Source organism: Shewanella seohaensis (assembly GCF_023283775.1).
Lineage (GTDB): Bacteria > Pseudomonadota > Gammaproteobacteria > Enterobacterales > Shewanellaceae > Shewanella > Shewanella seohaensis.
The window spans coordinates 83,961-109,201 of record NZ_JAKILE010000012.1 but is presented as its reverse complement, the minus strand read 5'-3'; the positions used below and the strand labels follow the sequence as shown (position 1 = coordinate 109,201).

At 48.0% G+C, this 25,241-nt stretch carries 27 protein-coding genes; 17 read left to right on the top strand and 10 right to left on the bottom strand.

Annotated elements, in window-relative coordinates; all coding sequences use genetic code 11:
* Positions 1–5 precede the first annotated feature (5 nt).
* From L2713_RS14615 to L2713_RS14565, 11 genes are all read left to right on the top strand, one after another.
* Complete coding sequence (locus tag L2713_RS14615; RefSeq protein WP_086903271.1) at positions 6–1,220, top strand: IscS subfamily cysteine desulfurase; 1,215 nt, start codon at positions 6–8, stop codon at positions 1,218–1,220.
* 37 nt (positions 1,221–1,257) lie between these two features.
* On the top strand, positions 1,258–1,641 hold the full coding sequence (iscU, locus tag L2713_RS14610) for a Fe-S cluster assembly scaffold IscU (protein ID WP_011072277.1): 384 nt from the start codon (positions 1,258–1,260) through the stop codon (positions 1,639–1,641).
* A 14-nt stretch (positions 1,642–1,655) separates the two neighbouring features.
* Positions 1,656–1,979, top strand: a complete 324-nt coding sequence (iscA, locus tag L2713_RS14605; RefSeq protein WP_011072278.1) for an iron-sulfur cluster assembly protein IscA — start codon at positions 1,656–1,658, stop codon at positions 1,977–1,979.
* A gap of 15 nt (positions 1,980–1,994) precedes the next feature.
* Positions 1,995–2,519 (top strand): co-chaperone HscB, encoded by a 525-nt coding sequence (gene hscB / locus L2713_RS14600; protein ID WP_248968376.1) that lies wholly within the window; start codon positions 1,995–1,997, stop codon positions 2,517–2,519.
* Positions 2,520–2,586: 67 nt separating this feature from the next.
* Positions 2,587–4,449 carry a Fe-S protein assembly chaperone HscA gene (hscA, locus tag L2713_RS14595; RefSeq protein ID WP_248968375.1) on the top strand — a complete coding sequence of 621 codons (1,863 nt, stop codon included), beginning with the start codon at positions 2,587–2,589 and terminating at the stop codon, positions 4,447–4,449.
* 8 nt (positions 4,450–4,457) lie between these two features.
* Entirely contained in the window at positions 4,458–4,793 is a 336-nt protein-coding gene (gene fdx, locus L2713_RS14590; protein WP_248968374.1) for an ISC system 2Fe-2S type ferredoxin, read from the top strand.
* Between the two features lie 155 nt (positions 4,794–4,948).
* Positions 4,949–5,848, top strand: coding sequence for a 30S ribosomal protein S6--L-glutamate ligase (gene rimK / locus L2713_RS14585; RefSeq protein ID WP_248968373.1), 900 nt, complete (start codon positions 4,949–4,951; stop codon positions 5,846–5,848).
* Between the two features lie 68 nt (positions 5,849–5,916).
* Positions 5,917–6,114: a Fe-S cluster assembly protein IscX gene (gene iscX / locus L2713_RS14580; protein ID WP_011622517.1), complete on the top strand. Its 198-nt coding sequence runs from the start codon at positions 5,917–5,919 to the stop codon at positions 6,112–6,114.
* A 197-nt stretch (positions 6,115–6,311) separates the two neighbouring features.
* Positions 6,312–6,479: a hypothetical protein gene (locus L2713_RS14575; RefSeq protein ID WP_041408760.1), complete on the top strand. Its 168-nt coding sequence runs from the start codon at positions 6,312–6,314 to the stop codon at positions 6,477–6,479.
* Positions 6,480–6,699: 220 nt separating this feature from the next.
* Positions 6,700–7,131, top strand: a complete 432-nt coding sequence (ndk, locus tag L2713_RS14570; RefSeq protein ID WP_011622518.1) for a nucleoside-diphosphate kinase — start codon at positions 6,700–6,702, stop codon at positions 7,129–7,131.
* Between the two features lie 304 nt (positions 7,132–7,435).
* Positions 7,436–7,879: an Hsp20 family protein gene (locus L2713_RS14565; protein ID WP_248968372.1), complete on the top strand. Its 444-nt coding sequence runs from the start codon at positions 7,436–7,438 to the stop codon at positions 7,877–7,879.
* 131 nt (positions 7,880–8,010) lie between these two features.
* Here L2713_RS14565 and ilvN read toward each other — a convergent pair whose 3' ends face one another.
* The 3 genes from ilvN to L2713_RS14550 all read right to left on the bottom strand — a co-directional run bounded on the left by ilvN (position 8,011) and on the right by L2713_RS14550 (position 11,914).
* Positions 8,011–8,505: an acetolactate synthase small subunit gene (ilvN, locus tag L2713_RS14560; protein WP_011622520.1), complete on the bottom strand. Its 495-nt coding sequence runs from the start codon at positions 8,503–8,505 to the stop codon at positions 8,011–8,013.
* Complete coding sequence (locus L2713_RS14555) at positions 8,505–10,223, bottom strand: acetolactate synthase 3 large subunit (RefSeq protein ID WP_248968371.1); 1,719 nt, start codon at positions 10,221–10,223, stop codon at positions 8,505–8,507. The genes ilvN and L2713_RS14555 overlap by 1 nt, the downstream gene beginning before the upstream one ends.
* A 467-nt stretch (positions 10,224–10,690) precedes the next feature.
* Positions 10,691–11,914: a multidrug effflux MFS transporter gene (locus tag L2713_RS14550; protein ID WP_380823556.1), complete on the bottom strand. Its 1,224-nt coding sequence runs from the start codon at positions 11,912–11,914 to the stop codon at positions 10,691–10,693.
* Between the two features lie 492 nt (positions 11,915–12,406).
* Between L2713_RS14550 and L2713_RS14545 the strand changes: the two genes are divergently transcribed.
* Positions 12,407–14,281, top strand: coding sequence for a choice-of-anchor I family protein (locus tag L2713_RS14545; RefSeq protein WP_248968370.1), 1,875 nt, complete (start codon positions 12,407–12,409; stop codon positions 14,279–14,281).
* Positions 14,282–14,413: 132 nt separating this feature from the next.
* Here the strand turns inward: L2713_RS14545 and L2713_RS14540 are convergent, their stop codons facing one another.
* Complete coding sequence (locus tag L2713_RS14540; RefSeq protein ID WP_248968369.1) at positions 14,414–15,772, bottom strand: aminotransferase-like domain-containing protein; 1,359 nt, start codon at positions 15,770–15,772, stop codon at positions 14,414–14,416.
* 92 nt (positions 15,773–15,864) lie between these two features.
* Between L2713_RS14540 and L2713_RS14535 the strand changes: the two genes are divergently transcribed.
* Together L2713_RS14535 and L2713_RS14530 are read left to right on the top strand one after the other, a co-directional pair.
* Entirely contained in the window at positions 15,865–16,491 is a 627-nt protein-coding gene (locus L2713_RS14535) for a LysE family translocator (protein ID WP_248968368.1), read from the top strand.
* Between the two features lie 194 nt (positions 16,492–16,685).
* Complete coding sequence (locus L2713_RS14530) at positions 16,686–18,443, top strand: SulP family inorganic anion transporter (protein WP_086903276.1); 1,758 nt, start codon at positions 16,686–16,688, stop codon at positions 18,441–18,443.
* 133 nt (positions 18,444–18,576) lie between these two features.
* On the opposite strand, the gene L2713_RS14525 is transcribed toward L2713_RS14530, so the two are convergent.
* Positions 18,577–18,801 carry a hypothetical protein gene (locus L2713_RS14525; RefSeq protein WP_248968367.1) on the bottom strand — a complete coding sequence of 75 codons (225 nt, stop codon included), beginning with the start codon at positions 18,799–18,801 and terminating at the stop codon, positions 18,577–18,579.
* A gap of 121 nt (positions 18,802–18,922) precedes the next feature.
* Positions 18,923–19,594 carry a glutathione S-transferase gene (locus L2713_RS14520; protein ID WP_248968366.1) on the bottom strand — a complete coding sequence of 224 codons (672 nt, stop codon included), beginning with the start codon at positions 19,592–19,594 and terminating at the stop codon, positions 18,923–18,925.
* 272 nt (positions 19,595–19,866) lie between these two features.
* On the opposite strand from L2713_RS14520, the gene trhO reads away from it, so the two are divergent.
* The 3 genes from trhO (at position 19,867) to L2713_RS14505 (ending at position 21,982) form a co-directional block, all read left to right on the top strand.
* Positions 19,867–20,859, top strand: a complete 993-nt coding sequence (trhO, locus tag L2713_RS14515; protein WP_088211707.1) for an oxygen-dependent tRNA uridine(34) hydroxylase TrhO — start codon at positions 19,867–19,869, stop codon at positions 20,857–20,859.
* Positions 20,860–21,065: 206 nt separating this feature from the next.
* Positions 21,066–21,530 (top strand): hypothetical protein, encoded by a 465-nt coding sequence (locus L2713_RS14510; RefSeq protein WP_248968405.1) that lies wholly within the window; start codon positions 21,066–21,068, stop codon positions 21,528–21,530.
* A gap of 95 nt (positions 21,531–21,625) precedes the next feature.
* Positions 21,626–21,982, top strand: coding sequence for a hypothetical protein (locus L2713_RS14505; protein WP_248968365.1), 357 nt, complete (start codon positions 21,626–21,628; stop codon positions 21,980–21,982).
* 157 nt (positions 21,983–22,139) lie between these two features.
* Here L2713_RS14505 and crr read toward each other — a convergent pair whose 3' ends face one another.
* From crr to L2713_RS14485, 4 genes are all read right to left on the bottom strand, one after another.
* Entirely contained in the window at positions 22,140–22,649 is a 510-nt protein-coding gene (crr, locus tag L2713_RS14500; RefSeq protein WP_011622534.1) for a PTS glucose transporter subunit IIA, read from the bottom strand.
* 72 nt (positions 22,650–22,721) lie between these two features.
* Positions 22,722–24,425: a phosphoenolpyruvate--protein phosphotransferase gene (ptsP, locus tag L2713_RS14495; RefSeq protein WP_248968364.1), complete on the bottom strand. Its 1,704-nt coding sequence runs from the start codon at positions 24,423–24,425 to the stop codon at positions 22,722–22,724.
* Between the two features lie 32 nt (positions 24,426–24,457).
* Positions 24,458–24,715, bottom strand: coding sequence for an HPr family phosphocarrier protein (locus tag L2713_RS14490; RefSeq protein ID WP_011622536.1), 258 nt, complete (start codon positions 24,713–24,715; stop codon positions 24,458–24,460).
* Positions 24,716–24,738: 23 nt separating this feature from the next.
* Positions 24,739–25,134, bottom strand: coding sequence for an ACT domain-containing protein (locus L2713_RS14485; RefSeq protein ID WP_248968363.1), 396 nt, complete (start codon positions 25,132–25,134; stop codon positions 24,739–24,741).
* Between the last annotated feature and the right edge of the window lie 107 nt (positions 25,135–25,241).

Sequence of the window (25,241 nt, the reverse complement as noted above, 5' to 3'; positions counted from 1 at the left end):
GTGTTATGAAGCTTCCTATCTATTTAGATTATGCCGCCACCACGCCAGTTGATCCGCGAGTCGCGGAAAAAATGTTCCAATACATGACGATGGATGGCATCTTCGGTAACCCAGCATCACGTTCTCACCGTTATGGCTGGCAAGCGGAAGAAGCGGTGGATGTGGCGCGCAGCCAAGTGGCTGATCTGATCAATGCCGATCACCGTGAAATCGTGTTTACCTCAGGTGCAACTGAATCAAACAACCTGGCGATCAAAGGCGTAGCGCATTTCTACAATAAGAAAGGCAAGCACATCATCACCAGCAAGACTGAACATAAAGCGGTACTCGATACCTGCCGTCAGCTTGAGCGTGAAGGCTTTGAAGTCACTTACTTAGAGCCAGATGCCAACGGCATCATTCCGATGGAACGTTTAGAAGCTGCGATGCGCGACGACACCATTCTTGTCAGCATCATGCATGTGAATAACGAAATCGGCGTGATCCATGATGTGGATGCCATCGGCGAGTTATGCCGCTCAAAAGGCATTATCTTCCATATGGATGCTGCACAAAGCGCGGGCAAATTACCTATCGATGTACAAACGACTAAGGTAGACCTGATCTCTATCTCTGGCCACAAAATGTATGGTCCAAAAGGGATTGGTGCTCTGTACGTTCGCCGTAAGCCACGTATTCGCTTAGAAGCGCAAATGCACGGCGGTGGTCATGAGCGTGGTATGCGCAGTGGTACTCTGGCGACTCACCAAATCGTTGGTTTAGGCGAAGCGGCTGCGATTGCCAAAGCTGAAATGGCAACCGACAACGCCCGTATCGCTAAGCTGCGTGACAAGTTATGGAATGGCATCAAGCACATCGAAGAGACGTATGTAAACGGCGATATGACTCACCGTGTGAGTGGTAGCTTGAACGTCAGCTTCAACTATGTTGAAGGTGAGTCGCTGATGATGGCATTAAAAGATTTAGCGGTTTCATCGGGTTCTGCCTGTACGTCAGCCAGTCTCGAGCCAAGCTACGTGTTACGTGCGCTTGGTTTAAATGATGAAATGGCGCATAGCTCAATTCGTTTCTCAATCGGTCGTTTTACCACCGAAGAAGAAATCGACCACGCTATCGAAACTATTACACAATCTATTGATAAATTAAGAGAAATGTCTCCATTGTGGGAGATGTTCAAAGATGGCATCGACCTGAATCAGGTGCAGTGGGCACATCATTAATTCGACCATTTACAATAGATAATTTTGGAGCAGTACCATGGCTTACAGTGAAAAAGTGATAGATCATTATGAGAACCCACGTAACGTTGGTTCTTTCGACAAGAACGATCCTTCGGTCGTGACCGGTATGGTGGGAGCACCTGCCTGTGGTGACGTGATGAAGTTACAGCTGAAAATCGGCGCAGACGGCATCATCGAAGACGCGAAGTTCAAAACCTACGGTTGTGGCAGCGCGATTGCGTCTAGCTCACTGGTAACCGAGTGGGTGAAAGGCAAGACTATCGAGCAAGCGGCGGCCATCAAAAACACCGATATCGCGGAAGAATTAGCCTTGCCACCAGTGAAAATCCACTGTTCCATTTTGGCAGAAGATGCCATAAAAGCGGCGATCGACGAGTACAAATCGAAACAAGCTAAGTAACATCTGGAGTTAAGATGGCGATTACAATGACCCCAGCGGCAACTGAGCGTGTCAGATCTTTCTTAGCGAATCGAGGCAAGGGCATCGGCCTGCGCCTCGGCTTAAAGACCTCTGGCTGTTCCGGTATGGCGTATGTGCTTGAGTTTGTTGATGCGCTGAATGATGACGATGAAGTGTATGATATTGATGGTGTTAAAATCATTATCGATGCGAAAAGCTTCATCTATCTACAGGGCATTGAGTTGGATTTTGTTAAAGAAGGCCTGAACGAAGGTTTCCAATTTAACAATCCTAACGCAAAAGGTGAGTGCGGTTGCGGTGAGAGTTTCACTGTTTAATTGCCGAATTGACGCATGAATTATTTCGAGCTGTTTAAGTTTTCCCCTGCCTTCGATATTGACACCGCTGTGCTTGCAGAACGCTACCGCGAACTGCAACGGGCGGTGCATCCCGATAAGTTTGCCAACGATACAGAGCAACAACGCTTATTGTCGGTGCAACGCACTGCGCAAGTGAATGACGGTTATCAAACCCTAAAAGATCCTATCCGCCGTGCCGAGCATATGCTGTCGCTACGTGGTATCGATTTAAGCTACGAAACCACCACAGTGAAAGACACTGCATTTTTGATGCAGCAGATGGAATGGCGCGAGGCGTTAGAAGACATTCGCGATAGCGCCGATCCTCAAGAAAGCATTGATGAGTTATACGACTCTTTCGCGGCATATCGGACAAAGCTGACGAAATTGCTCACCGCACAGCTAAGCAGTGACAGCGAAGAAGATGCCTTGTTAGCGGCAGATCAAGTACGCAAGCTTAAATTTATGGCAAAATTACACGATGAGCTGACGCGTATCGAAGACGCGCTGCTCGATTAATTTTCCCTATTGCAGTTATTTAGCCGATTCAGACGGGTCTGAGTCGGCGCTACTAAGTTGGATACATATGGCCCTTTTGCAGATTGCAGAGCCCGGACAAAGCGCCGCGCCGCACCAACATAGACTTGCCGTTGGCATCGATTTAGGTACCACTAATTCCCTCGTGGCCGCGGTTCGCAGCGGCGTAACGGCGACCTTACCCGATGAAAATGGCCAGCATTCTTTACCTTCTATCGTCCGTTATACCCAAGATGGCATTGAAGTGGGTCAAGTCGCGGCGTTAAGTTCTGCGCAGGATCCTAAAAACACTATCGTATCGGTCAAACGCTTTATGGGCCGCAGCCTCACGGATATTCAATCTGGTGAGCAAGCGTTCCCATACCAGTTTGAAGCCAGTGAAAACGGTTTACCGCTGTTTGTTACGCCTCAAGGGCAAGTGAATCCGGTGCAAGTGTCGGCGGAGATTTTACGTCCTCTGGTTGAACGCGCTGAGAAAACCCTCGGTGGCGAGCTGCAGGGTGTCGTGATCACTGTGCCAGCGTATTTCGATGATGCACAGCGTCAAGGGACAAAAGATGCCGCGTCTTTGCTCGGTGTTAAAGTATTACGCCTGCTCAACGAGCCTACTGCGGCGGCAATCGCCTACGGGTTAGATTCGAAGCAAGAAGGTGTGATCGCGATTTACGATCTCGGCGGCGGTACCTTTGATATCTCTATTCTGCGTTTAAATCGTGGCGTTTTTGAGGTGCTAGCTACAGGCGGCGATTCGGCGCTAGGTGGCGATGACTTTGACCATTTGTTGCAGGCGCATATGCAGCAAGTGTGGCAATTGACGAACCTTGATCCGCAGCTAAGTCGTCAGTTATTGATTGAAGCGCGCCGTGTGAAAGAAGCCTTAACCGATGCGAGTGACGTCGAAGCGAGCCTGACGCTTGCCGATGGCACTGTGCTCAAGCAAGTGGTGACCAAAGCTGAGTTTGATAACTTAATCAGCGCATTAGTGAAGAAAACCATCGCCAGCTGTCGTCGCACCCTACGTGATGCGGGCGTAACGGCTGATGAAGTGTTAGAAACCGTGATGGTGGGTGGTTCAACCCGCGTGCCATTAGTGCGTGAACAGGTTGAAACCTTTTTCGGTAAGGCGCCATTAACCTCTATCGACCCAGATCGCGTCGTTGCGATTGGCGCGGCGATTCAGGCCGATATTCTGGTCGGTAACAAACCCGAGTCTGAATTATTACTGCTCGATGTGATCCCTTTGTCATTAGGGATTGAAACCATGGGCGGTTTAGTGGAAAAAGTGGTTTCTCGTAACACCACGATTCCAGTCGCTCGCGCCCAAGAGTTTACCACCTTTAAGGATGGTCAAACGGCGATGGCCTTCCATGTGGTGCAGGGCGAGCGTGAGTTAGTCGATGATTGTCGCTCACTCGCACGCTTTACGCTTAAAGGTATTCCCCCGTTAGCGGCGGGCGCTGCCCATATTCGCGTGACCTTCCAAGTCGATGCCGATGGGTTGCTTAGCGTCACTGCGATGGAGAAATCCACCGGCGTGCAATCGAGCATTCAGGTCAAGCCTTCGTTTGGTTTATCGGATACCGAAATCGCGACTATGCTCAAGGACTCGATGAAGCATGCGAAGGAAGACATCAGTCGTCGTATGCTGGCCGAGCAGCAAGTAGAGGCGGCAAGGGTACTTGAGTCGTTAAATGCGGCGCTTGCAAAAGATGGCGACCTGCTGACAAGTGATGAGCGTCAGCAGATTGATGCGGTCATGGCACAGCTTGCCGAAATTGCCCGTGGTGATGATGCCGATGCGATTAAGCAAGCGATTGAAGTCCTCGATGAACATACTCAGGATTTCGCCGCGAAGCGTATGGATAATTCTATTCGAGTGGCCTTTAAGGGTCAGTCAATTGACAACATATAGGTGATGTGATGCCCCAGTTAGTCTTTCTTCCCCATGCTGAGTTATGTCCCGATGGCGCAGTGTTGGAAGCCAAAGTAGGTGAAACGATTCTCGATGTGGCGCTGCGTAATGGCATCAATATCGAGCATGCCTGTGAAAAATCCTGTGCCTGCACCACATGCCATTGCATCGTGCGTGAAGGCTTTGATGAGTTAGATCCAAGCGATGAGCTTGAAGATGATATGCTCGATAAGGCATGGGGACTTGAGCCTGAGAGCCGCTTGTCTTGCCAAGCCAAAGTTGTCGATAGCGATCTGGTGATTGAAATTCCGAAGTACACTGTGAATATGGTGAGCGAAGGTTAATCAACCCGATGCGATGATATCGTCAAAAACCAGTCCATGTGACTGGTTTTTGGCTTATGGCGCCCAGCATTTGCGCAAGCAATAATTGCCATGATTGATTTATCCTAATCCGAGCGTATGATGCGCTCAAAATGAAATGGTTGTCGGAGACCAAAATGAGAATCGCGATCCTATCGCAAGGGCCTGAGCTATATTCCACAAAGCGACTCGTTGAGGCTGCGACATTACGTGGTCACGAAGTCCAAGTGATCAACCCGCTCGAATGTTACATGAACATCAATATGCGTCAGTCGAGCATCCATATTGGTGGGGAAGAATTGCCGCCTTTTGATGCGGTGATCCCGCGTATTGGTGCATCTATTACTTTTTATGGCTCAGCTGTGCTGCGTCAGTTTGAGATGATGGGCGTGTATGCGCTCAATGATTCCGTCGGCATTTCTCGCTCCCGCGATAAGTTACGTTCGATGCAGTTGATGTCACGCCGTGGTATCGGCTTGCCGATCACCGGCTTTGCCAATAAGCCAAGCGATATTCCTGATCTTATCGACATGGTGGGCGGCGCGCCGTTAGTGATCAAGTTGCTTGAGGGCACGCAGGGCATTGGGGTGGTGTTAGCCGAAACTCGCAAAGCGGCTGAGAGTGTGATTGAAGCTTTTATGGGATTAAAAGCCAACATCATGGTGCAGGAATACATTAAAGAAGCCAATGGCGCCGACATTCGCTGCTTTGTGCTAGGCGATAAAGTGATTGCAGCGATGAAACGCCAAGCCATGCCTGGGGAGTTTCGCTCAAACTTACACCGTGGCGGCACCGCAAGTTTAGTTAAACTGACCCCTGAAGAGCGTTCAGTCGCAATCCGTGCGGCCAAGACCATGGGCCTCAATGTGGCGGGTGTCGATTTACTGCGTTCAAATCATGGCCCTGTGGTAATGGAAGTAAACTCCTCGCCAGGTCTTGAAGGGATTGAAGGCGCCACCGCAAAAGATGTTGCTGGTGCCATTATTGAGTTTGTTGAAAAGAACGCCCTCAAGGCAAAAAAGCCCACTCAAGCGTAGAGTTAACGCGTTCTTAAGCTACACTCAGGAGAGCAAGGTTTAGCTGCAGATGGTAAAAGGGGGAGCGGATGTCGTTAAAGTGGATTGACTCATTAGATATCGCCTTAGAATTGCTGGAGAAGCATTCTGAGGTTGACCCCCACAAGCTGCATTTTACTCAGTTATATGAGTGGGTATTAGCCCTCGATGATTTTGATGACGATCCTAAGCATTGTAATGAGCGGATATTAGAAGCCATTCAGCAATGCTGGATTGAAGAGAAATAACCATCGCCCCGATGGGGCATCTTGTCCCGCAAAAAGCGCACTTGCGTGACGGTTGTCACGTTTAGTGATCCCTAAAAGGGGATTTTTGTAGGAGTTTGATCGGCATCAAATTCATTTTAAGTGAATGACGTACCTTGTTATGTATCCGTTAAGTGGTTAAGCGCTTAATGTTATTCTGGCTACGCAAGGATGTTCACATGAAACTTTTGTTTGCTTTGTTATTCACACTGTTACCCGCCTTGGCATGGGCTCATCCTGGTCATGGTGGCGTTGGTATCTTCCATCATTTGCTCGATTTAGCCCCTGCCATTATTTTGGTTGCCTTGATTGCGTGGGCGAGCATTTGGGCAAAAAATAAAAAATAACCCCTGAGTCTTTGGCAAATATGCCAATTTAGTTGTGTTGTTATCCTTTCGCCAGTCCAGTCGAATGACAGGTCTGGCGTTTTTGTGTGATCAATCTGGTTACAAATCCAGCCAATGTGCGCAATATCTCAGACTTATTTGCTTTAAAGATAGGATTTGTTTTTTAAATTTCGTATAATCCGCGCGAATTTTTCAAACTTGCTGACAAAGGAAGCTTGTTATGGCGATCGAACGCACATTTTCTATCATTAAGCCTGATGCAGTTGCTAAAAACCACATCGGTGCAATCTACAACCGTTTTGAAACTGCTGGTCTGAAGATCGTTGCAGCTAAAATGTTACACCTGACTAAAGAACAAGCTGAAGGTTTCTATGCTGAGCATAGCGAGCGTGGCTTCTTCGGTGCTCTGGTTGCTTTCATGACTTCTGGCCCAATCATGGTTCAAGTATTAGAAGGCGAAAACGCTGTTTTAGCTCACCGCGAAATTTTAGGTGCAACTAACCCAGCTCAAGCGGCTCCAGGTACTATCCGTGCTGACTTCGCTCAAAGCATCGACGAAAACGCAGCTCACGGTTCTGATTCTTTAGAATCAGCAGCACGTGAAATTGCTTACTTCTTCAGTGCTGAAGAACTGTGTCCACGTACTCGTTAATCTGAGTGCCAGACCGAAGAAGGGAGCCTAAGGGCTCCTTTTTTATTGGCGGCATTTTGCTAACTATGCCAAAGACAAAGTGTTTAATGCTAGTAACAGGTTATTTTTATTCAGTTTTTAAAAAATTTTAAAAACCTTCCTTGAAATCCGCTTTCCTATCCTTATATCTATTGCAGGATCGCTCGATGAGGATCCCAATCGATTCTGTGCCGCTAGGACAGAAGTTAATTTCTGCGAGTATAAATGCGTTTTCAATTGAAAACGTTCGCCACTTTCCCATATTGCTTAAGACAAGGATATGAATATGCGTACTTATGATTTAACTCCTCTTTACCGTAGTGCTATTGGTTTTGATCGTTTAGCCCAGATGGCAGAACATGCTGCCGCGAATAATGGCAACTCAGGTTATCCTCCCTATAACATTGAACTCCTTGGTGAAAATCGTTATCGCATTACTATGGCCGTGGCCGGGTTCTCGATGGAAGAGCTTGAGATCAGTAGCGAAGGTGAGAAGTTACTGGTTAGAGGCAATAAAGCCGAGAGCCAAACCGAGCGTAAATACCTATACCAAGGTATTGCCGAGCGCGGGTTTGAACGTACCTTCCAACTGGCGGATTATGTGACCGTATTGGGTGCCAGTTTAGAGAATGGTTTATTGAACATTGATTTAGTGCGTGAAATCCCAGAAGCGTTAAAACCACGCAAGATTGAAATCACCACTTCGCGTCTATTAGATGGTCAATCCTAATCCTGAATCGCGCGGATAAAGAAGGGGAGCTTAATGCTCCCCTTATTGTTATCCCACCAATAAAATCCCATGTGGTCTATGTCAAAGCCTTGCTATGGCAAGCTCACATAGGGTTAATGGGGATATCAGCGTTATGCTCTCATCGCTTTCTCGCCGCGGGCCAGGCCCACTACGCCCGAGCGCGATACTTCAACCACTTTAGTCACTTCACCCATGGAGTGAATAAAGGCATCGAGTTTTTCGGTCGTGCCCACCAATTGAATGGTGTAGAGATTGGCGGTGACATCGACAATTTGCCCACGGAAGATATCGGCGGTGCGCTTAATTTCTTCCCGTAATTCCCCTTGGGCGCGGACTTTAACCAGTGCCAACTCCCGCTCGATATAAGCCGATTCGGTGACATTCGACACCTTAAGCACATCGACTAACTTGTGTAGCTGTTTCTCGATTTGCTCTAGCACTTTCTCGTCGGCCACCACGGTAATATTGAGGCGCGATAAGGTGTTATCATCGGTTGGTGCCACAGTTAAACTTTCGATGTTGTAACCGCGCTGGGAAAACAGGCCGACAACACGGGATAGGGCGCCGGATTGGTTTTCGAGTAATACAGATATAATTCGACGCATTAGCATTTCTCCGTTTTGCTTAACCACATTTCATTCATCGCGCCGCCGCGGATAAGCATGGGATACACGTGCTCAGTCTCATCCACCATAATGTCGATAAATACCAGTCTGTCTTTCATGGCAAGGGCTTCGGCCATCTTAGACTCAAGCTCAGCAGGATCGCTAATCGTCATACCAACATGGCCATAGGCTTCGGCAATTTTGGCAAAGTTGGGGACCGAATCCATATAGGAATGGGAATGGCGACCCGAGTAGATCATATCCTGCCATTGTTTCACCATGCCAAGGAAACGGTTGTTTAAGTTGATAATTTTAACCGGCGTATCGTATTGCAGAGCGGTTGAAAGCTCTTGAATATTCATCTGAATCGAACCATCGCCCGTGACGCACACAACGGTTTCGTCCGGCATTGCCATTTTGACTCCCATGGCAGCGGGTAGACCAAAGCCCATGGTGCCAAGGCCACCGGAGTTAATCCAATGACGAGGTTTATCAAAGGGATAATAGAGCGCGGCAAACATTTGATGCTGGCCCACATCCGAGGCGACATAGGCCTCACCATTAGTGAGTTTGTAAAGAGTTTCAATTACTTGCTGTGGTTTGATCCGGTTGCTTTCCTTATCGTATGCCAAGCAGTTGCGGTTACGCCACACAGTGATTTCTTGCCACCATTGATTAATTGCCTCGCTATCGTTGCCCTCCTTCGACTCATCCAGCAGGGCTAGCATGCTGTCCAGTACGATATCGGCCGAGCCTACGATGGGGATATCCACTCGTACGGTTTTTGAAATCGATGAAGGGTCGATATCAATATGTAAAATGGTGGCATTAGGGCAGTATTTTTCGATGTTGTTAGTGGTTCTGTCATCGAAACGTACACCAATCCCGAAGATAAGATCGCAGTTATGCATGGTCATGTTGGCTTCATAGTGCCCGTGCATCCCCAGCATTCCTAAGCTGTTTTTATGGGTGCCAGGGAAGGCGCCAAGGCCCATTAAGGTGCTGACAACGGGGATATTTAATTTTTCCGCTAAGGCTAAGATCTGCTTTTCACTGCTTGAGATAATGGCGCCTCCACCCACATAAAGCACAGGTTTTTTCGCGGCGAGTAATGCCTGTAATCCACGGCGAATTTGACCCTTATGGCCCGATGTCGTTGGATTATAGGAGCGCATTTTAATGCTCTCGGGGTAAATATAGTCGTGCAGTAATGCTGGATTGAGGCAATCCTTTGGCAAGTCGACAACCACGGGGCCGGGGCGACCTGTGGAAGCAATATAAAATGCTTTTTTAATGATCTCAGGAATTTGAGTGGGATCTTGTACTAAAAAGCTGTGTTTGACGACTGGGCGTGAAATCCCAATCATGTCGCATTCTTGGAACGCATCGTTACCGATTAAATTGCTCGGCACTTGGCCAGATAACACCACTAATGGAATTGAATCCATATAGGCGGTGGCGATGCCGGTAATGGCATTGGTGGCACCTGGGCCTGAGGTCACGAGTACCACGCCCACTTTACCCGTGGCGCGGGCATAACCATCGGCCATATGCACGGCGGCTTGTTCGTGACGAACCAGAATATGTTCAATACCGGGGATAAGGTGCAGGGCGTCGTAGATATCTAACACTGAGCCGCCAGGATAACCAAATATGTGCTTTACACCTTCATCGATCAGGGATCGCACAATCATGCTGGCGCCGGATAACTTCTCCATGTGAAACTCCTATTGCATAGTACCGTTACGGTAAACAGTATCTTGTTACAGCGACGGTAATCGCTCTAAAAATAAGTCTGAAGGGTAATTCAGACTCCGATTGCTGAGCTTGAAATCATCGATTTCAAGCGCTCATCCCTTTGGATGCAGCAGCTGTTGCAATGAACAGAATTTCATCATATTCAAAAAAGAACACATTTCAAGGCTTTTATGTAAAAAATAACCAACTTGAAACAATTTCATGTTTAGGCGCGATAAACGCTCATGAAACGGGAGTTTTTGTGTGGGGTCATTTTATTTAATTACTTTAATTATAATGGGTTAGCTGGTTTACAATGAAAAACGGCACCCAAGCTACTATATATAACCTAAGTGCCGTTTATTTAGAGAACGCTTAATTTGTTACAAATCAACTACAAAAGAGAGGCAAACCATGATTGCTTGGTTTAGGTGGCATAAAGATGCCATCACTCCTTCGGCTTCGCTTGATGAGTCGAACGGTTAAATTGACAGAATCCCACCAACAATACCGCCGTCAGCATCAATGCCGAGAAGGGCACTGCGGTGCCATTATAAAACAGCGCGAGTAATGGCCCTGCTAAGGCGCCGCAGCCAAATCGTAAGGTGCCAATTACCGCAGTGGCCGTGCCCGTTTCCTGCTTAAACTTCATCAGCACAATGGCATCGGCGTTGACCGACATGATACCAAGACTGCCCATAAGTGGGATCAGCATCAACACGGTGAAATGATAACTGAGCCCCAGTAAATTCACCCCCAGTAAACCGACCGCCGCCAGCGCACCGAAGAAGGTCGATACGTGCAGCATTCTTAACGAGCCATAACGGCCCACAATTCGGGTATTGATAATATTTGCCAGCATCAGCGCGCCCACATTGGTACTAAAGAGTAGGGCAAATAAGGATTTATCTAAGGAAAAAACCTCCATATAGACAAAGGGTGATGCGGTTAAATAACAGAAAAACGCAAAGGAGGTGAGTACACCGCTGGCAATATTTAATTTAACCCCGGGACGTGAAAATACTGTCGCATAAGCCCCTAAAAAGGATTTTTGACTGCGGCTACTCTGATCTTTATCGCTGGGCATTCTCAGCAGCGTAATGACCAACAACAGCAACAACATGGCATAGGCCGATTGGATAAAGAAGATCAAATGCCATTCACCAATCTCGAGGATAAGGCTACCGATGCTTGGGGCTAATAATGGCGCTAACATCATGATTAAACTGACATAAGACATGCCTTTAGCCGTGTTTTCACCATAGACTTCTTTGATATACCCAGGGACAACCACAGTGGCCGCGGCGCCGATAAAGGCTTGTAAAAAGCGCAGGCCTAAAAACACTTCAATCTGTTCGGCTAAGCCGAGCAATAGGCTGACTAACATAAAGCCTGAGAGGCCCATTATTACCAAAGGGCGACGGCCAATACGGTCGGCAAGGGGGCCAAAACACAGCATGCCGAGGGCATAGCCTCCTAAGTAAACACTCAAGGATTGTTGGACTAGAGTGATATCGGTATGAAAACTCTGGGCAAGTGTTGCCATAGCGGGCAAATACATGTCGATCGCGAGCGGCGTGATCGCGACAATGGCGGCGAGCATAGGGATCAGCAGTGCCAAGTGGGGAATGCTGCTCGGTTTAGTCGGATAGCTTGACGGTTGTGGGTCCACAGTTACCTCGGGTGGCGAAAGAAGGCGATATTAAGTGTATGTCACTCGAAAACCAAAATTGTAGGGTAACAATTTTGCCTAATGGCGACTCATTTTGCCTCAATTAACATAGCGTAATTTTGCCATGAACATTGGAGGAGTATAGGGAAGAAATGAGTGGCCGGCGAAGAGTCTCTCAACCGTCATAGCCACAGTTGATTTAAGTCCTCGGCTTTGTATCGAGTCTAAGGATATTAAGCCATAACATAGTAAAACGCTCAGGCAAATAAGCCAATCTCGATGACGATATCTTTACACTTAAATTGTAACCAAAATGGATTTTATGTCCTTGTATTGCATTGATGTGCTCAGGCTCGCCTTAGCGTCATTCATTCGACTGAGATTGTCACTCCAGTGTCATCTGTATGTCATCTAACCGTCTTGAATGCGGATTAGTTTAATGGGCTTTAGCTTAACCCTACGACTAATAACAACACATTCAGGAATGATGCAATGAACACAAAACGACTGCCGCTGGCCGGTGCGATACTGGCAAGTTTACTCCTTGGTGCCTGTAATGGTGATGACGGTACCAATGGTGAGCAGGGGGAGAACGGCTTAAATTCATTAGTGAACGTGACTGCACTCGCCATAGGTGATGCAAACTGTCCCGCCGGTGGTCAACGCATCGATACAGGGCTCGATACAAATCGTAATGGCCAGTTGGAAGAGACTGAAATCGATGCGGCGCAAACCCAATTTATTTGCCAACCCCAATCTGCGGGAGTGTCAGCGGAGCTGATCGGCCGTCATCAAACTGGCACTTATGGCCTGAGCGCTGCTGAAATTGTTGAATACCACAGTGCTTCTCAGCGAATTTTTGTGGTTAATGCGAAAAGCGGTAAGGTCGACATTATCGATGCTAACTTGCTTAGCAACGCGGCTAAGGCAACTGCGCCATTAGCCTTGAATAATCTTGATAAGCTAGCTGAGCTGGATGTCGCCAAGGATGTGGGCTTGAGTTTTATGGGCAGCGTTAACAGTGTCAGTATTTCTGGTAACTTGTTAGCGGCGGCCATTGAGCGCGGCGATGCAGCAGGCAATAAGACTCAAGCCAATGGCTATGTGGCTTTCTACCAACTCAATGGCAATGAGACACCTCAGTATCTCAGTGCGGTTGAAGTCGGTGCATTACCGGATAACGTCGTCTTTAGTCATGATGGTAAAACGGTACTCGTAGCGAATGAAGGCGAACCAAATCAAGACTATAGTATCGATCCTGAGGGCAGTGTGGCGATTATCGCCATTGCGGATGGTAAACCCGCAGCAACGGCGACGTTAGTGGCATTCACCGAGTTTAATCAGGGCAATGCTCGCTATAATGAAATTACTAAGGACATTAAAATCAATGGCCCTATGGCCACTGTCGCGCAGGACTTAGAGCCTGAGTATATCAGTGTCAGCCCCGATAACAGCCGTGCTTTTGTGAGCCTGCAGGAGAACAATGCCATCGCGGTGATTGATATCGCCAATGCCAAAGTAGCGAAGATTTTACCCTTAGGACTGAAGGATTATGGTCTTGATGTGAATAAAATTGATGCAAGTGACAAGGATGATATGGTCAACCTTCAGGCCTATGCGGGTGTGTATGGCATGTATCAACCCGATACCGTAGCGAGTTACCGTTGGAATAATACTGACTTTATTGTCACCGCAAACGAAGGGGATTCTCGCGATTATGCTGGGTTTTCGGAGGAAGCCCGCGCCGGTGACTTAACCTTAGATCCTAACCATCCACAATTTGCCGCCGCAAAAGATAAGACCCAATTAGCCCGTTTGAAAGTGACTAAGAGTATGGGTGATGACGATAACGACGGCGATTATGACAAAATCGTGAGCTTCGGTGCGCGTTCTTTCTCAATCTGGACGGCCGATGGTCAACAGGTGTTTGACAGTGGTAGCGATTTTGAGCGGATCACCGCAGCCTTGTTAGGCAATAACTTCAACAATAACAATGAAGAAAACAAAGGCGATAGTCGCAGTGACGATAAAGGCCCTGAGCCAGAAGCCTTAGCTCTCGGCAAAATTGGTCAAAAACTCTATGCCTTTATCGGGCTTGAACGTACCTCTGGCTTTATGATTTACGACGTGACGAATCCCTTCGACGTGCATTTTGTGGATTATGTGGTAAACCGTGATTTTGAGGCGGATTTCAGCATAGATACAGATACAGGCGAAGTGAAAGGCGATGCCAGTTTAGCCGGAGATTTAGGGCCAGAAGGCATGAAGTTTGTGAGTGCCGAGAAGAGTCCTAATGGTCAGCCTCTGTTGATCATTGGTAATGAAGTCAGTGGCACAACCAGCGTGTACCAAATCAAGGTGCAATAGCCATAGCTTGTGTTCAACGTGCCATAACGTTAAATTCCAACACCAGAAATGCTTGTGATTAAGCAAGCTTAAAACGCCAGAGCATCACTCTGGCGTTTCTTTTTGGCCGCTTTCTAACGCGAAAATGAACTGCTATACGACCGAATAGGCGTGTTGCTTGAGTGCGTTAAAGGTGGATTCGATGCACTCGAGCGCAAGCTGGAATTGGGTATCGTTTTCGGCGCCACCTAAACTTAATCGGATAAAGTTGTCATGGCAGTTAAAGTCATCCCCATTACGGATCAGCACGCCTTTTGCCGCTAAGGCGGTCACCAGATGATGAGCTTTAATGTCTTCGGGTAACTGGATCCAGCCATTTAAACCCCGCCAGTGTTGAGTTAACCCCAGCTTGTCACCCAATGCCATGCATTGCTGCTGACGCTCGCGAATAATCGCATCGCGATTGGCCGTGATGTGCCCGCGTTTGATTAGCAGACAGGCCAGCTCCACATTGAGCGGCGAAACCATCCAACATTGGCTATGAATGGCGAGGCGCAATGGCGCGATAAGCGGCTCGGGCACTAAAATAAAACCTTGCCTTAAGCCCCCTGAAAACAGCTTAGACAGGCTTGAAATGTAAATGACCCTCGGCACATTCAGCGTCTGAGCCAACTGCCACAGCGGAGAGTGCCACTCTTCAGGGAGGCAATAATTCACATCATCTTCAATGATATAAAACTGGTACTGCTCCGCGAGTGCCAACAGTTTTTCTCTCTGTTGCTCACTGTATTGAATGCAGGTAGGGTTTTGATTGTTGAGGGTTAAATACACCAGTTTAGGTTGATGGATTTGAACTAAAGCCTCGAATCTTGCGAGATCGACCCCGTCAGAGGTTAACGGTACGCCAATACTATTGATACCCAATTGTTTAGCGCAAATACGCACTCCGGGATAGCTGTACTGTTCGTGCAGGAGTACCTCGCCCTTGGTCAGGAAAGCATTAAGGCAGGCAAAAATGGCCTGTTGTCCACCATGGGTAAAGATCAATTGCTCTGGGCGCTGCTCAATGCCGCGTTGCGCAAGCCAGTGGTGAAATATCTGTTGATGTTGATCTAAGGGGCTGGCGCGATAGCCAAGGAGTTGACTCAGTTTCGCCGGATCCTTAGCCAGTTGGCTTAGACAATCACTCAGCGTACTTATTTGATCCGTCAGCGGCTGCTGACAAGTCGCCATATTGAGCTGCAAATGATTAAGCTCTGGCACGGGAGAGGCGTTGACATAAGTACCATCACCGATACGCGCTTCCACATAACCACGTTGCTCCGCTAGAGCATAGGCCCGAGTGACAGTGCCTATGGTCACCCCAAGGGCATCGGCTAAACGCCGCTGTGGCGGGAGTTTCGTGCCATGGGGAAGGGCTTTTAGCAAAATGCCTTGCTCGATCGCACTGACCAGACGTTGATATTTAGGACCTGTAAATGCCTCTAGATCTGGCGTCCAAATTGTACCCATGACAATAAATCCATTGATCTCCATTAAGCTATCTATATTATTAATTGTCTCGTTTATTGTCAAATATTGTATGCGTACAATTCAAGGTCTTTATGGATATTCAACTTGTCAATGATCCACAACTCTGGACATTAATGGCCTCAGCAGCACTCTTTTGTGCAACCATGACCATGACTCCCGGGCCGAATAATATTTTACTCGCCAGCTCAGGTGCCCATTTCGGGGTGATGCGCACCATTCCACACATTGCGGGGATCCGCCTTGGCTCGACTTCTTTGCATCTGTCGGTATTACTCGGTCTCGGTGCTTTGTTCGAGACGTTTCCGATGTTGCACCAAGCGTTGAAATACGCGGCATTGCTGTATTTACTGTATCTTGCCTATCGATTAGTGACCTCTCCCGTAAAGGCGGCGCAATTGGATGAAGGGCGTCAACCGATGAGTGTGATGGAGGCGGCGCTGTTTCAGTGGATTAATCCCAAATCTTGGATGTCGACCATTACCCTTTGCAGCGCGTTTACCTTAGGCGGCGATGGCTTTTGGCTCAGTGCGGTATTGGGCGTGCTGGTGTTTAATCTGGTGGGATTTCCCGCATCCTTTACTTGGGTGTTTGTCGGCGCGGCTATCAGTAAAAAGCTCAATACGGATAAACGTCGACGCCATTTTAACTGGTTTATGGGCAGTTTATTGTTGGTGTCCTTACCTATGATCCTGCGATAAAGTGACCTAATTGCGCTAAAACCTTAAATATTCTGGGATACTGACTCGCGTAAGGATTGGCTTTATGCCATAACCAACATAATATTGGTGGCTTTTTTAGGTAACGGCCTTTTGGGGATCCCAATGAGGCTTAGTTATACTTAGCCACCGCAAGTTAGTTCTTAACTTGGGAGTGAGTATATGGAGGTTACTGCGTGAAGTTTCCCAGTTTAGTATCGTTAATGCCCGGTTTGGCGCAGATGCTGCAGTATGAGAAGCAATGGCTCAGGGATGATGTGAGGGCGGGATTATCCGTGGCGGCGGTCGCTTTACCTGTCGCTATCGCTTACGCCCAATTGACCGGCGTCAATGCCGCTGTCGGTTTATACTCCTGTGTGCTGCCCATGTTGGTGTATGCACTGTTTGGCACTTCTAGACAATTAATAGTTGGACCCGATGCCGCCACCTGCGCTGTGATTGCCGCCGTGGTGACGCCGCTTGCCGCTGGCGACAGCATGAAACACTGGCAACTGGTGATGACCATGACGGCGATGACCGGCTTTTGGTGTTTAATCGCCAGCCGTTTTCGCCTTGGGGTATTAGCCGACTTTCTCTCCAAACCTATTCTGATGGGGCTGCTCAATGGTGTGGCTATCACCATTATTGTCGGTCAATTCTCGAAAATTTTTGGTTTCACCTTCGATGAACGTTATCTGATTGAGCGCTTATCGGGCGCACCTTCCTATTTAACTAAAACCCACTGGCCCACCTTGCTGATGGGTGTGGTGACCTTAGCGACCTATGCGTTGGTAAAACGTTATCGTCCACAGTGGCCAGCTTCAATGTGTGCGATGGCGATGGCGGCATTTTTAGTCTGGGCCTTTAACTTAACCAGCTTAGATATCAATGTGGTGGGTGAGGTGAGCGCAGGCTTGCCATCATTCCAAGCACCAGCGTTCGATATCGGTATTGCCCGTGAACTGGTGGTGCCCGCACTCAACTTAGCCATGGTGAGCTTTGTGAGCATGATGCTGACGGCGCGCAGTTTTGCGGCGAAAAATGGCTACGATATCGATGCGGATAAAGAGTTTCGCGCCCTCGGGATTGCGAACATCGCCTCCGCCTTATCCCAAGGCTTTGCGGTCAGCGGCGCCGATTCACGCACTGCGGTGAACGATGCAAACGGCGGCAAGAGCCAGTTGGTGTCCATCATCGCGGCGGTATTAATTGCATTAGTCGCACTGTTTTTTACCGCACCGCTCAAATACATCCCCAGTTCAGCACTCGGCGTGGTATTGGTGATTGCCTCAATTTCGCTGATTGATTTAAAGGCATTGTGGAATCTACGCGTAAGAGACCGCTCCGCCTTTTTACTCGCCTGTACGACCTTGTTTTCGGTGCTGTTTATTGGGGTTATTCCTGGCATAACCTTGGCGGTATTACTGGGTCTATTCCAGTTTTTAGCCACAGTGATGCGTCCAACCGACCAAGTACTCGGGCTTGACCAAAAAGGGGTGATCCGCAGTGTGGATGATTCGGGTAAGGCCAAATCTGTGCCCGGTGTGTTTATTTATCGTTTCAACTCGCCGTTAACCTACTTCAACGCCACTTACTTTAAGCGCCGCCTACTGGAGAAGTTTATTCGTGAACCAGAACCCGTGGATTGTATCATCATCGATGCCGTCCCGTGTTTTACTCACTTAGATTTGAGTGTGATGGCCATGCTTGCGGATTTGCACCAATTATTGAAGAAGCGCGGCATACGCTTAGTGTTAGCAGGGCGTAAGCGGCAGATGCTCGGCTGGTTTGAACAGGCGGGAATGCAGTCCGGCGAGGGCGGGATCTTGATCCGACCCGATTTATATCTGGCGCTGAAAATGAACCAAAGCTACAAACAAGCGTTAGCCGAAGGGCAGGCGCCGGTGATCAAAAAAGCGCCCGAGGATGATGTGTTATTGCATAGTCATTTGTAGTGAATCATGTGTAATGGCTGGTGTTGATCACTCGGTTATATTCTGAAGATAACGAAAAAGCGCGGCATAGTCCGCGCTTTTTTATCTCAACTTAACATTGGCACCTTAACGCTAAGCGTTTTAAGGATCATGCTCAGTCTTTTTGCAATTTATCGAGGGGGATAAAACCGTGGTAGGCGTAGTAGCCGACGGGGCCTAACAATAGGCTGAGTAAACACCAGAACCATTTCGCATTGGTGCTGAGCTTGGCTTGACTCTTAAAGACTCTACGCGCAAACAGGCAATGTAGTAGGCTTAATCCTATTAGCATCGCAATGATTTTAATATCCGTATTTTCCAAGTAGCTGATCCCTGTCATTCATCCTGATGATTTAGCCTAAAATGTTAAAAATGCTTAATTTACTTTGCCTAAGTGCTACGTACTTTACGCGATCTTTTTACGGATTGCTATTGGGTATATCAAAAATAAACGTTAATTCTTATTCACTTATAGACATTCCTAACAAGTAAACTGGCGGATTGTCAGCTTGCCAGATCACATATTTTTCCATTGCTTGCAGAAATATTTCGCTGCTGGTGAGCATCGTTAACCAGTTCATCAAGCATGGAAACGCCGCATTCAGATCCCGTTTAGTATTCACCGCCGTAAATTGGCGAATAAAAGGCACAATCGCAAAATCTGCAAGGCTTAACGCTGGGCCGATAAGATAAGGATGCTGCTGAAGCTGTGCTTCGAGTCGTTCAAGAAAAGTACTGGCCTTGGCGAAATAATCCGCCTGAGTGAATTCAGGATAACGATCGGCATATTTGTACTTATCCAGCCAAGGTTTAAATTCAACATCATTCTGCGCAATAAGCTCAGCAATCAAGCTTTGCGCTGACGCCGTTTGTCCGAGTAATTGCCGCGCCGCTGGCGAGTCGGTCTTGGTCAATGCCCAGCGCATAATCTCCAAGCTCTCGGCAATCACCTCACCAGTGGGGAGTTGCAATACTGGCACTGTTCCCTTGGGGGAGATGGCTAACATCGGTGCAGGTTTGGCTTTAAGGGTGATTTCCCGAACCTCGACCTGGCATTGGCCGAGCAATAGGCCAAGGCGAGCGCGCATGGCATAAGGACAACGGCGAAAACTGTAGAGTATGGGTAAAGGCATCGTCTTGTTCCTTAAAGCAATCATAAAAGCGATTTCGCCACAGCATGGGGAAAAGTCGGCAATAGTAGTGACTTTAAAACAGAAATACTGCGTTTATTACCGATTTTTCCACCGTTTGGCTTGTAAATAAACAATGACCTTGGTTTTTGTCAGTGTTTTTCTGACTGTGACTCAGGTAGAATTTCGGCCGATTTTTGCGACCCAGCCTAGGCTTAGGCTGGTTATTAGTTAATGCACTGGAAATTAAGTTCCAGCCAGCAGTTGAGGGTGTTATGTCTAACGTTGTTGTTTGTGCTTTATATAAGTTTGTTTCATTACCGCATTTTGAGTCGCTGCGTGAGCCACTCCTGTCCATGATGGAACAGGCCGAGATTAAAGGCACATTACTGCTGGCAAATGAAGGGATTAATGGCACTGTGGCCGGCTCTCAAGCCGCTATCGATGCACTGCTGGCTTGGCTGAATAACCAAAATGGCCTTGAAAATATCGTTTACAAGTTATCCTTTGACGATGAAATGCCTTTCTACCGCACTAAAGTGAAGCTGAAAAAAGAAATCGTCACCATGGGCGTTGAAGGTATCGATCCGCTTAAAGTGGTCGGCACCTATGTTAAACCGCAGGACTGGAACGCGCTGATTTCCGATCCAGAAGTCATCTTAGTGGATACTCGTAACGACTACGAAGTGCAAATTGGCACCTTTAAAAATGCCATTAATCCTGTGACTGAAACCTTCAGAGAATTCCCTGAGTATGTGAAGCAGAATCTCGATCCTGCCAAGCATAAGAAAGTCGCGATGTTCTGTACTGGCGGTATTCGCTGCGAAAAATCGACCGCTTATTTAAAAGAGCAGGGCTTTGAAGAGGTCTATCACCTCGAAGGTGGCATCCTTAAGTACCTCGAAGAAGTGAAACAGGAAGAAAGTCTTTGGGAAGGTGAATGCTTTGTCTTCGATAACCGCGTGGCCGTTGACCATGACTTGAAGAAAGGCCAATACGATCAATGTAATGCTTGTCGTATGCCGATCACTGAAGCCGAAAAATTAAGTCCAGCCTATGTGCAAGGCGTTAGCTGCCCACATTGTATCGATAAGATTTCAGACGAGCAGCGTAAGCGTTTTGTTGAACGTGAGCGCCAAGTAAACTTAGCGAAATCACGTAACGAAGCACACATTGGTAGCGATGTGAATCAAGTGATTGAAGCTCGCCGTCAAAAGAAAGAAGCACTGCGCCAGCAATCGGCTGAAAAGAACAAGGCTAAACAGTAAGCTAAACAATAAGGTTTTTACCTCTCTCTCTTGAGCGCGAGCGTGCTCAACGAATGACCATTATGGCCCGACATGTTTGGGCCATTTTTTTACTAAATGTCTTAGTAACAGTGTTAGCATTTTTAACCCTATGATAAATTTGCCTAAATAAAATCGTGTCTCGGCAAAGAACCGCAATGCCAGACATCTTGCAGCAGGGACAGGGCATGAGTATTTGGAAAGAGTTATACGACATTTTTGATAAAGAGCGCAGCCGCTGGCAGCAATCGTCGGCGGGCAAGCAGGCCATCAGCTTCGAGTTAAAGGCTAATTTGGGTTTTCTCGCTGATGCCTTGAGCAGTGGTTTACCACAACAGTCGATCATTCAGGGGCTTGAGTGCACACTCTTTGAGGCCAAAATCAAAGAGGGCCTAGCGTTGACCAGCCTGAATCGCCGTAAAGTGACACTGAAATTTATCGGTGAATTTGCCGAGTTTGCAAAGTATGAGGGCAAAGAGAATGCCGAGCTGGTGGAAAATGCCTACTCAAAAATCAAATCTTTACAGAAACTCGCGTCGGCAAAACCCGATAACAATTACGATCTTAAAATTAAATCACTGTTTCGGTTTCTGGTGTTTATTGTGGCGCACCTTGAGGAGCGACCGCTGACTCGCCAATCTGCCAAAGGCTAATGCTTTTCACGCAGGATTGAGCAGAGTGTTGAGCACAACAAAAGATATTGCCAATCCAAAGTGCGATAGCTAGCAGGAGCCTTTCAAGGATGAATATGAATAATACTAAGTGGCGAGAATGTTTGAGTATCTTGGCTGCGCATCGGGTATATCTGCAACTACGCCTCGTGGGTGATGCTGATTTCCCTATGGATTATGAAGCCGCCCATCGAGTGATCAGCCAAATTGATACTCGAGATTTTGTGTTTGTCCGTAAGACCATCTCTTATAAAGATATTGCGGCGCTGCGGATTGTGAAGGATGCATCTCCCGCCGCCGAGTCGCAAAGCTCAAACCAATCAAGCGGGTCTTTATTTACTGTCGAACTTGCAGAACTAAGACGTAAGCTGATGCAACTGGGGCAATTGCCGCTGACAGAGGATGACGAGTCTATCCTGATCACGGCTTATTAATGCCGAAAATTGGCGCTGGCTAAAACAGTTGAGTAATCAGTGATGTCAGTGCGTGAGGAGTAGTGAGTGGAGAGCTGTGCCTTGTTTGGGAGAGCGACTGGCAGGCAAGGGGCACTGCCAGTGATCGTACCTAAGCGGGCGGTAAAGCGGCTAACAGTTAAAGCTGAACAGTAAAAATCGCGTCTTTACCTGCGGTGACGCTCCCTTGGGCCTTGTCTAAGTATTTCACATCTTCCATATTGGCCAACACAACGGGAGTGAGTAGGCTATCCACTTGATCTTTTAGGTAATCAATATCGAAAGACAGAATGGGATCGCCCACTTTGACCTCTTGGCCTTCCTCCGCCAAACGGCTAAAACCTCGGCCCCTTAGCTCAACGGTTCCGACGCCAAAGTGCACGAAAAGCTCTAATCCCTGTGGCGATTCGATACTAAAAGCATGATTAGTCTCAAAAATCTTACCTATGGTGCCGTCGATTGGGGCGACAATCGTGTCTCCCTTTGGTGCAATGGCGATACCATCACCGACAATTTTCTCTGCAAACACCACATCGGGAACCTTTTCAATGGCCACAATTTCCCCGTTCACTGGGGCGTAAACCATAATGCCGCCAGCCAGTTGTGGTTGTCCTGATACCAATCGCCTTATTCGGCTTAAAAATCCCATTATCCTGTGCCCCTTCGCTTGTTTTTGTTGTTATCTTTTTAGTCTGTAAAGCAGCATAACCAATAAAATGTATTATTTATAGTTTGTTATACACTGCTGTAGTTCTGAAATTCTATTCTGTTGCATGGCGGTGTGCGCTAACGCAGAAAATTTCGCCAATTGCCCTTGGCAAACGGCGGCCTTCACCTCCAGTAATGCACTTAAGTTCACGCTGAGTTCATCAAGCCCCATGCCGATAAGAAGGGGGACCATCTGTGGCGAGCTGGCAAGTTCGCCACAGAGTGACACTTTGACTCCGGCGGTTTTGGCTTGCTCGACGGTCATCTTGATGAGCCCTAAAATTGCCGGTGACAGGGAAGGATAATCCCGTGTTAGTTGCGGATTCGTGCGATCCGCCGCCATGGCATATTGGGTTAAGTCATTGGTGCCTATGCTCACAAAATCTAACCGTGGCAGCATGGAGGCAAGATTCATCACGGCGGCGGGGGTTTCGACAACTATGCCGTAACTGAGTTCACCGAAGCCTTTTTCTTCCTCTTCGAGGGCATCTTGGCATTCGGCGATGAGGGCAAAAATCTTATCGAGCTCCTCGACCTGATTCACCATGGGAAACATCAGTCGAATAGGGCCATGGTTGGCCGCCCGTAAAATCGCCCTAAGCTGGGTCTTAAACAGCTCTGGATGCGTCAAGGTGTATCTAACCCCGCGTAGGCCTAAGGCGGGATTATCCTCGACCTCTTGGCAGAGGCAGGGCAGCTCTTTATCGGCACCAATATCTAAGGTTCTGATCGTAAAGGTCTTACCGCCTAAAGCATGCAAGGCTTCGCAGTACAGATTGTATTGAGCTTTTTCATCCGGCAGTGTGCTGGTGTGCATCAGCATAAACTCGGTGCGAAATAGACCAATGCCATCGGCACCCACATCGCCAACATGGGTGATATCGTTCAAGTTGCCGACGTTGGCCATCAGACCCACGAGATGACCATCTTGGGTCTTGGCGGGGACATCACGGTATGCTTGCAGGGCGGCGCGTCTGGCTTGCTCATGGTGCAATGTAACGGTTAAGCGTGCCTGCTGCTCGGGCGCAGGATTGACAAAAAGCTCGCCACTTAGGGCATCGAGCACCAATGGTGTGCCATTGGGAATAAACTCGGCATCGAACTGGCAGCTCAGAATGGCGGGGATCCCCGCCGCGCGGGCCAAAATCGCCGTATGACTGGTTAAACCGCCAGTTTTAAGCACTATGCCGCTGATCTGCTCTTTGGGTAATAACGCAAATTCGGCGGGAGTGAGATCTTGCGCCAAGAGGATTGTCGGCTCAGTTAGCTGCGCTAAACCTTGATCTAAGCGGCCGTTGATGGCGGTTACTAATCGCTGGCCAAGGCATCGCACATCTTGGGCTCGATTGGCGAGATAAGGATCCTCTAAGGATTCAAGCTCGTTAGCCTGGTGGGCGAAGACCCGCTCAACCGCGACACTGGCGGATAACTGCAGGGTGCGGATTGCTTCCTTCACTTGGTCGATAAGCTCTTCGTCCTCTAGCAGTAACAGATCGGCTTCAATTAACTGATAGTTTTCGCTTTGCGGGTCGAGCTTTGTTTGGCTGTGGCTGAGTTGCTGCTGCAGCGCCTGTAGGGCTTTTGTAAATTTACTCTGTTGTTGCGGGATCCGAGAGAGGGGAACGGGACGATAATCGAGGTGATGTTCGGCGTGGGTAAGGTGGAGTGCCTGTCCGAAGGCAATCCCCGATGACACTATGATCCCCGTAATCGACATATTCGTTCCTATCAAGCTGGCTAAGTTGCCGTTTAACTTAAGGTGATGAGCAGTTCCGAGACTTTCTCGACCGCTTCCTGCGCCTGCTCACCCTCGGCAAACACCCGCACGGTTACCCCATGATACAGGCCTAATGTTTGCAATTTGAATAAGCTTTTGGCGCTGGCTTGCTTGCCATTGCATTCAACTAACACATCACAGTTGAAGGTTTTCGCTTCTTTCACTAACAGGGCGGCAGGGCGGGTATGAATACCATGTTTTGCGGTGATAGTGACAGATTTTTCGTACATAGTGGGTTAACTCTTTATCAATATTATGGCGCTTCGTTCGACTCAATAATCTTGTATCCCGCCTTTTTTAAGGCGGCAACAGCGCTTTGGAGACAATTTTTCTTTACCAAAATATAGTCGGTATCGAAGGTGGAAAGGGCAAAAATACTGATCTGCACATCGGCTAAGGTGCCGGATATTTTCGATAAAATGCCTGTCATCGAAAATCCCAGCGGGCCTAAGACTTCAAGACTGCACCAATGGGTTTCTTGCTCCAAACTGTCGAGCTCAAGTTCGCTGGACACCACCACAGTTAGCCCTTCCTCGGTTCGGCCAATAAAGTAGACTTCTTCGGCAAACACTTCGCTAGGTAATTGAGCATTAGGGCTAAAGCTATGAATCGTATACTGCCGTGGGTGAACAGCTAAGGTCATGCGCATGGGCGTTCCTCAATCGGCAATAAAGGTTTAGGGTAAGGTCACATCCTAGGTTATAGCATGAATATCCCGTTAGATAGCAGGCATTCACCCCTTGAATTGGCGTATTT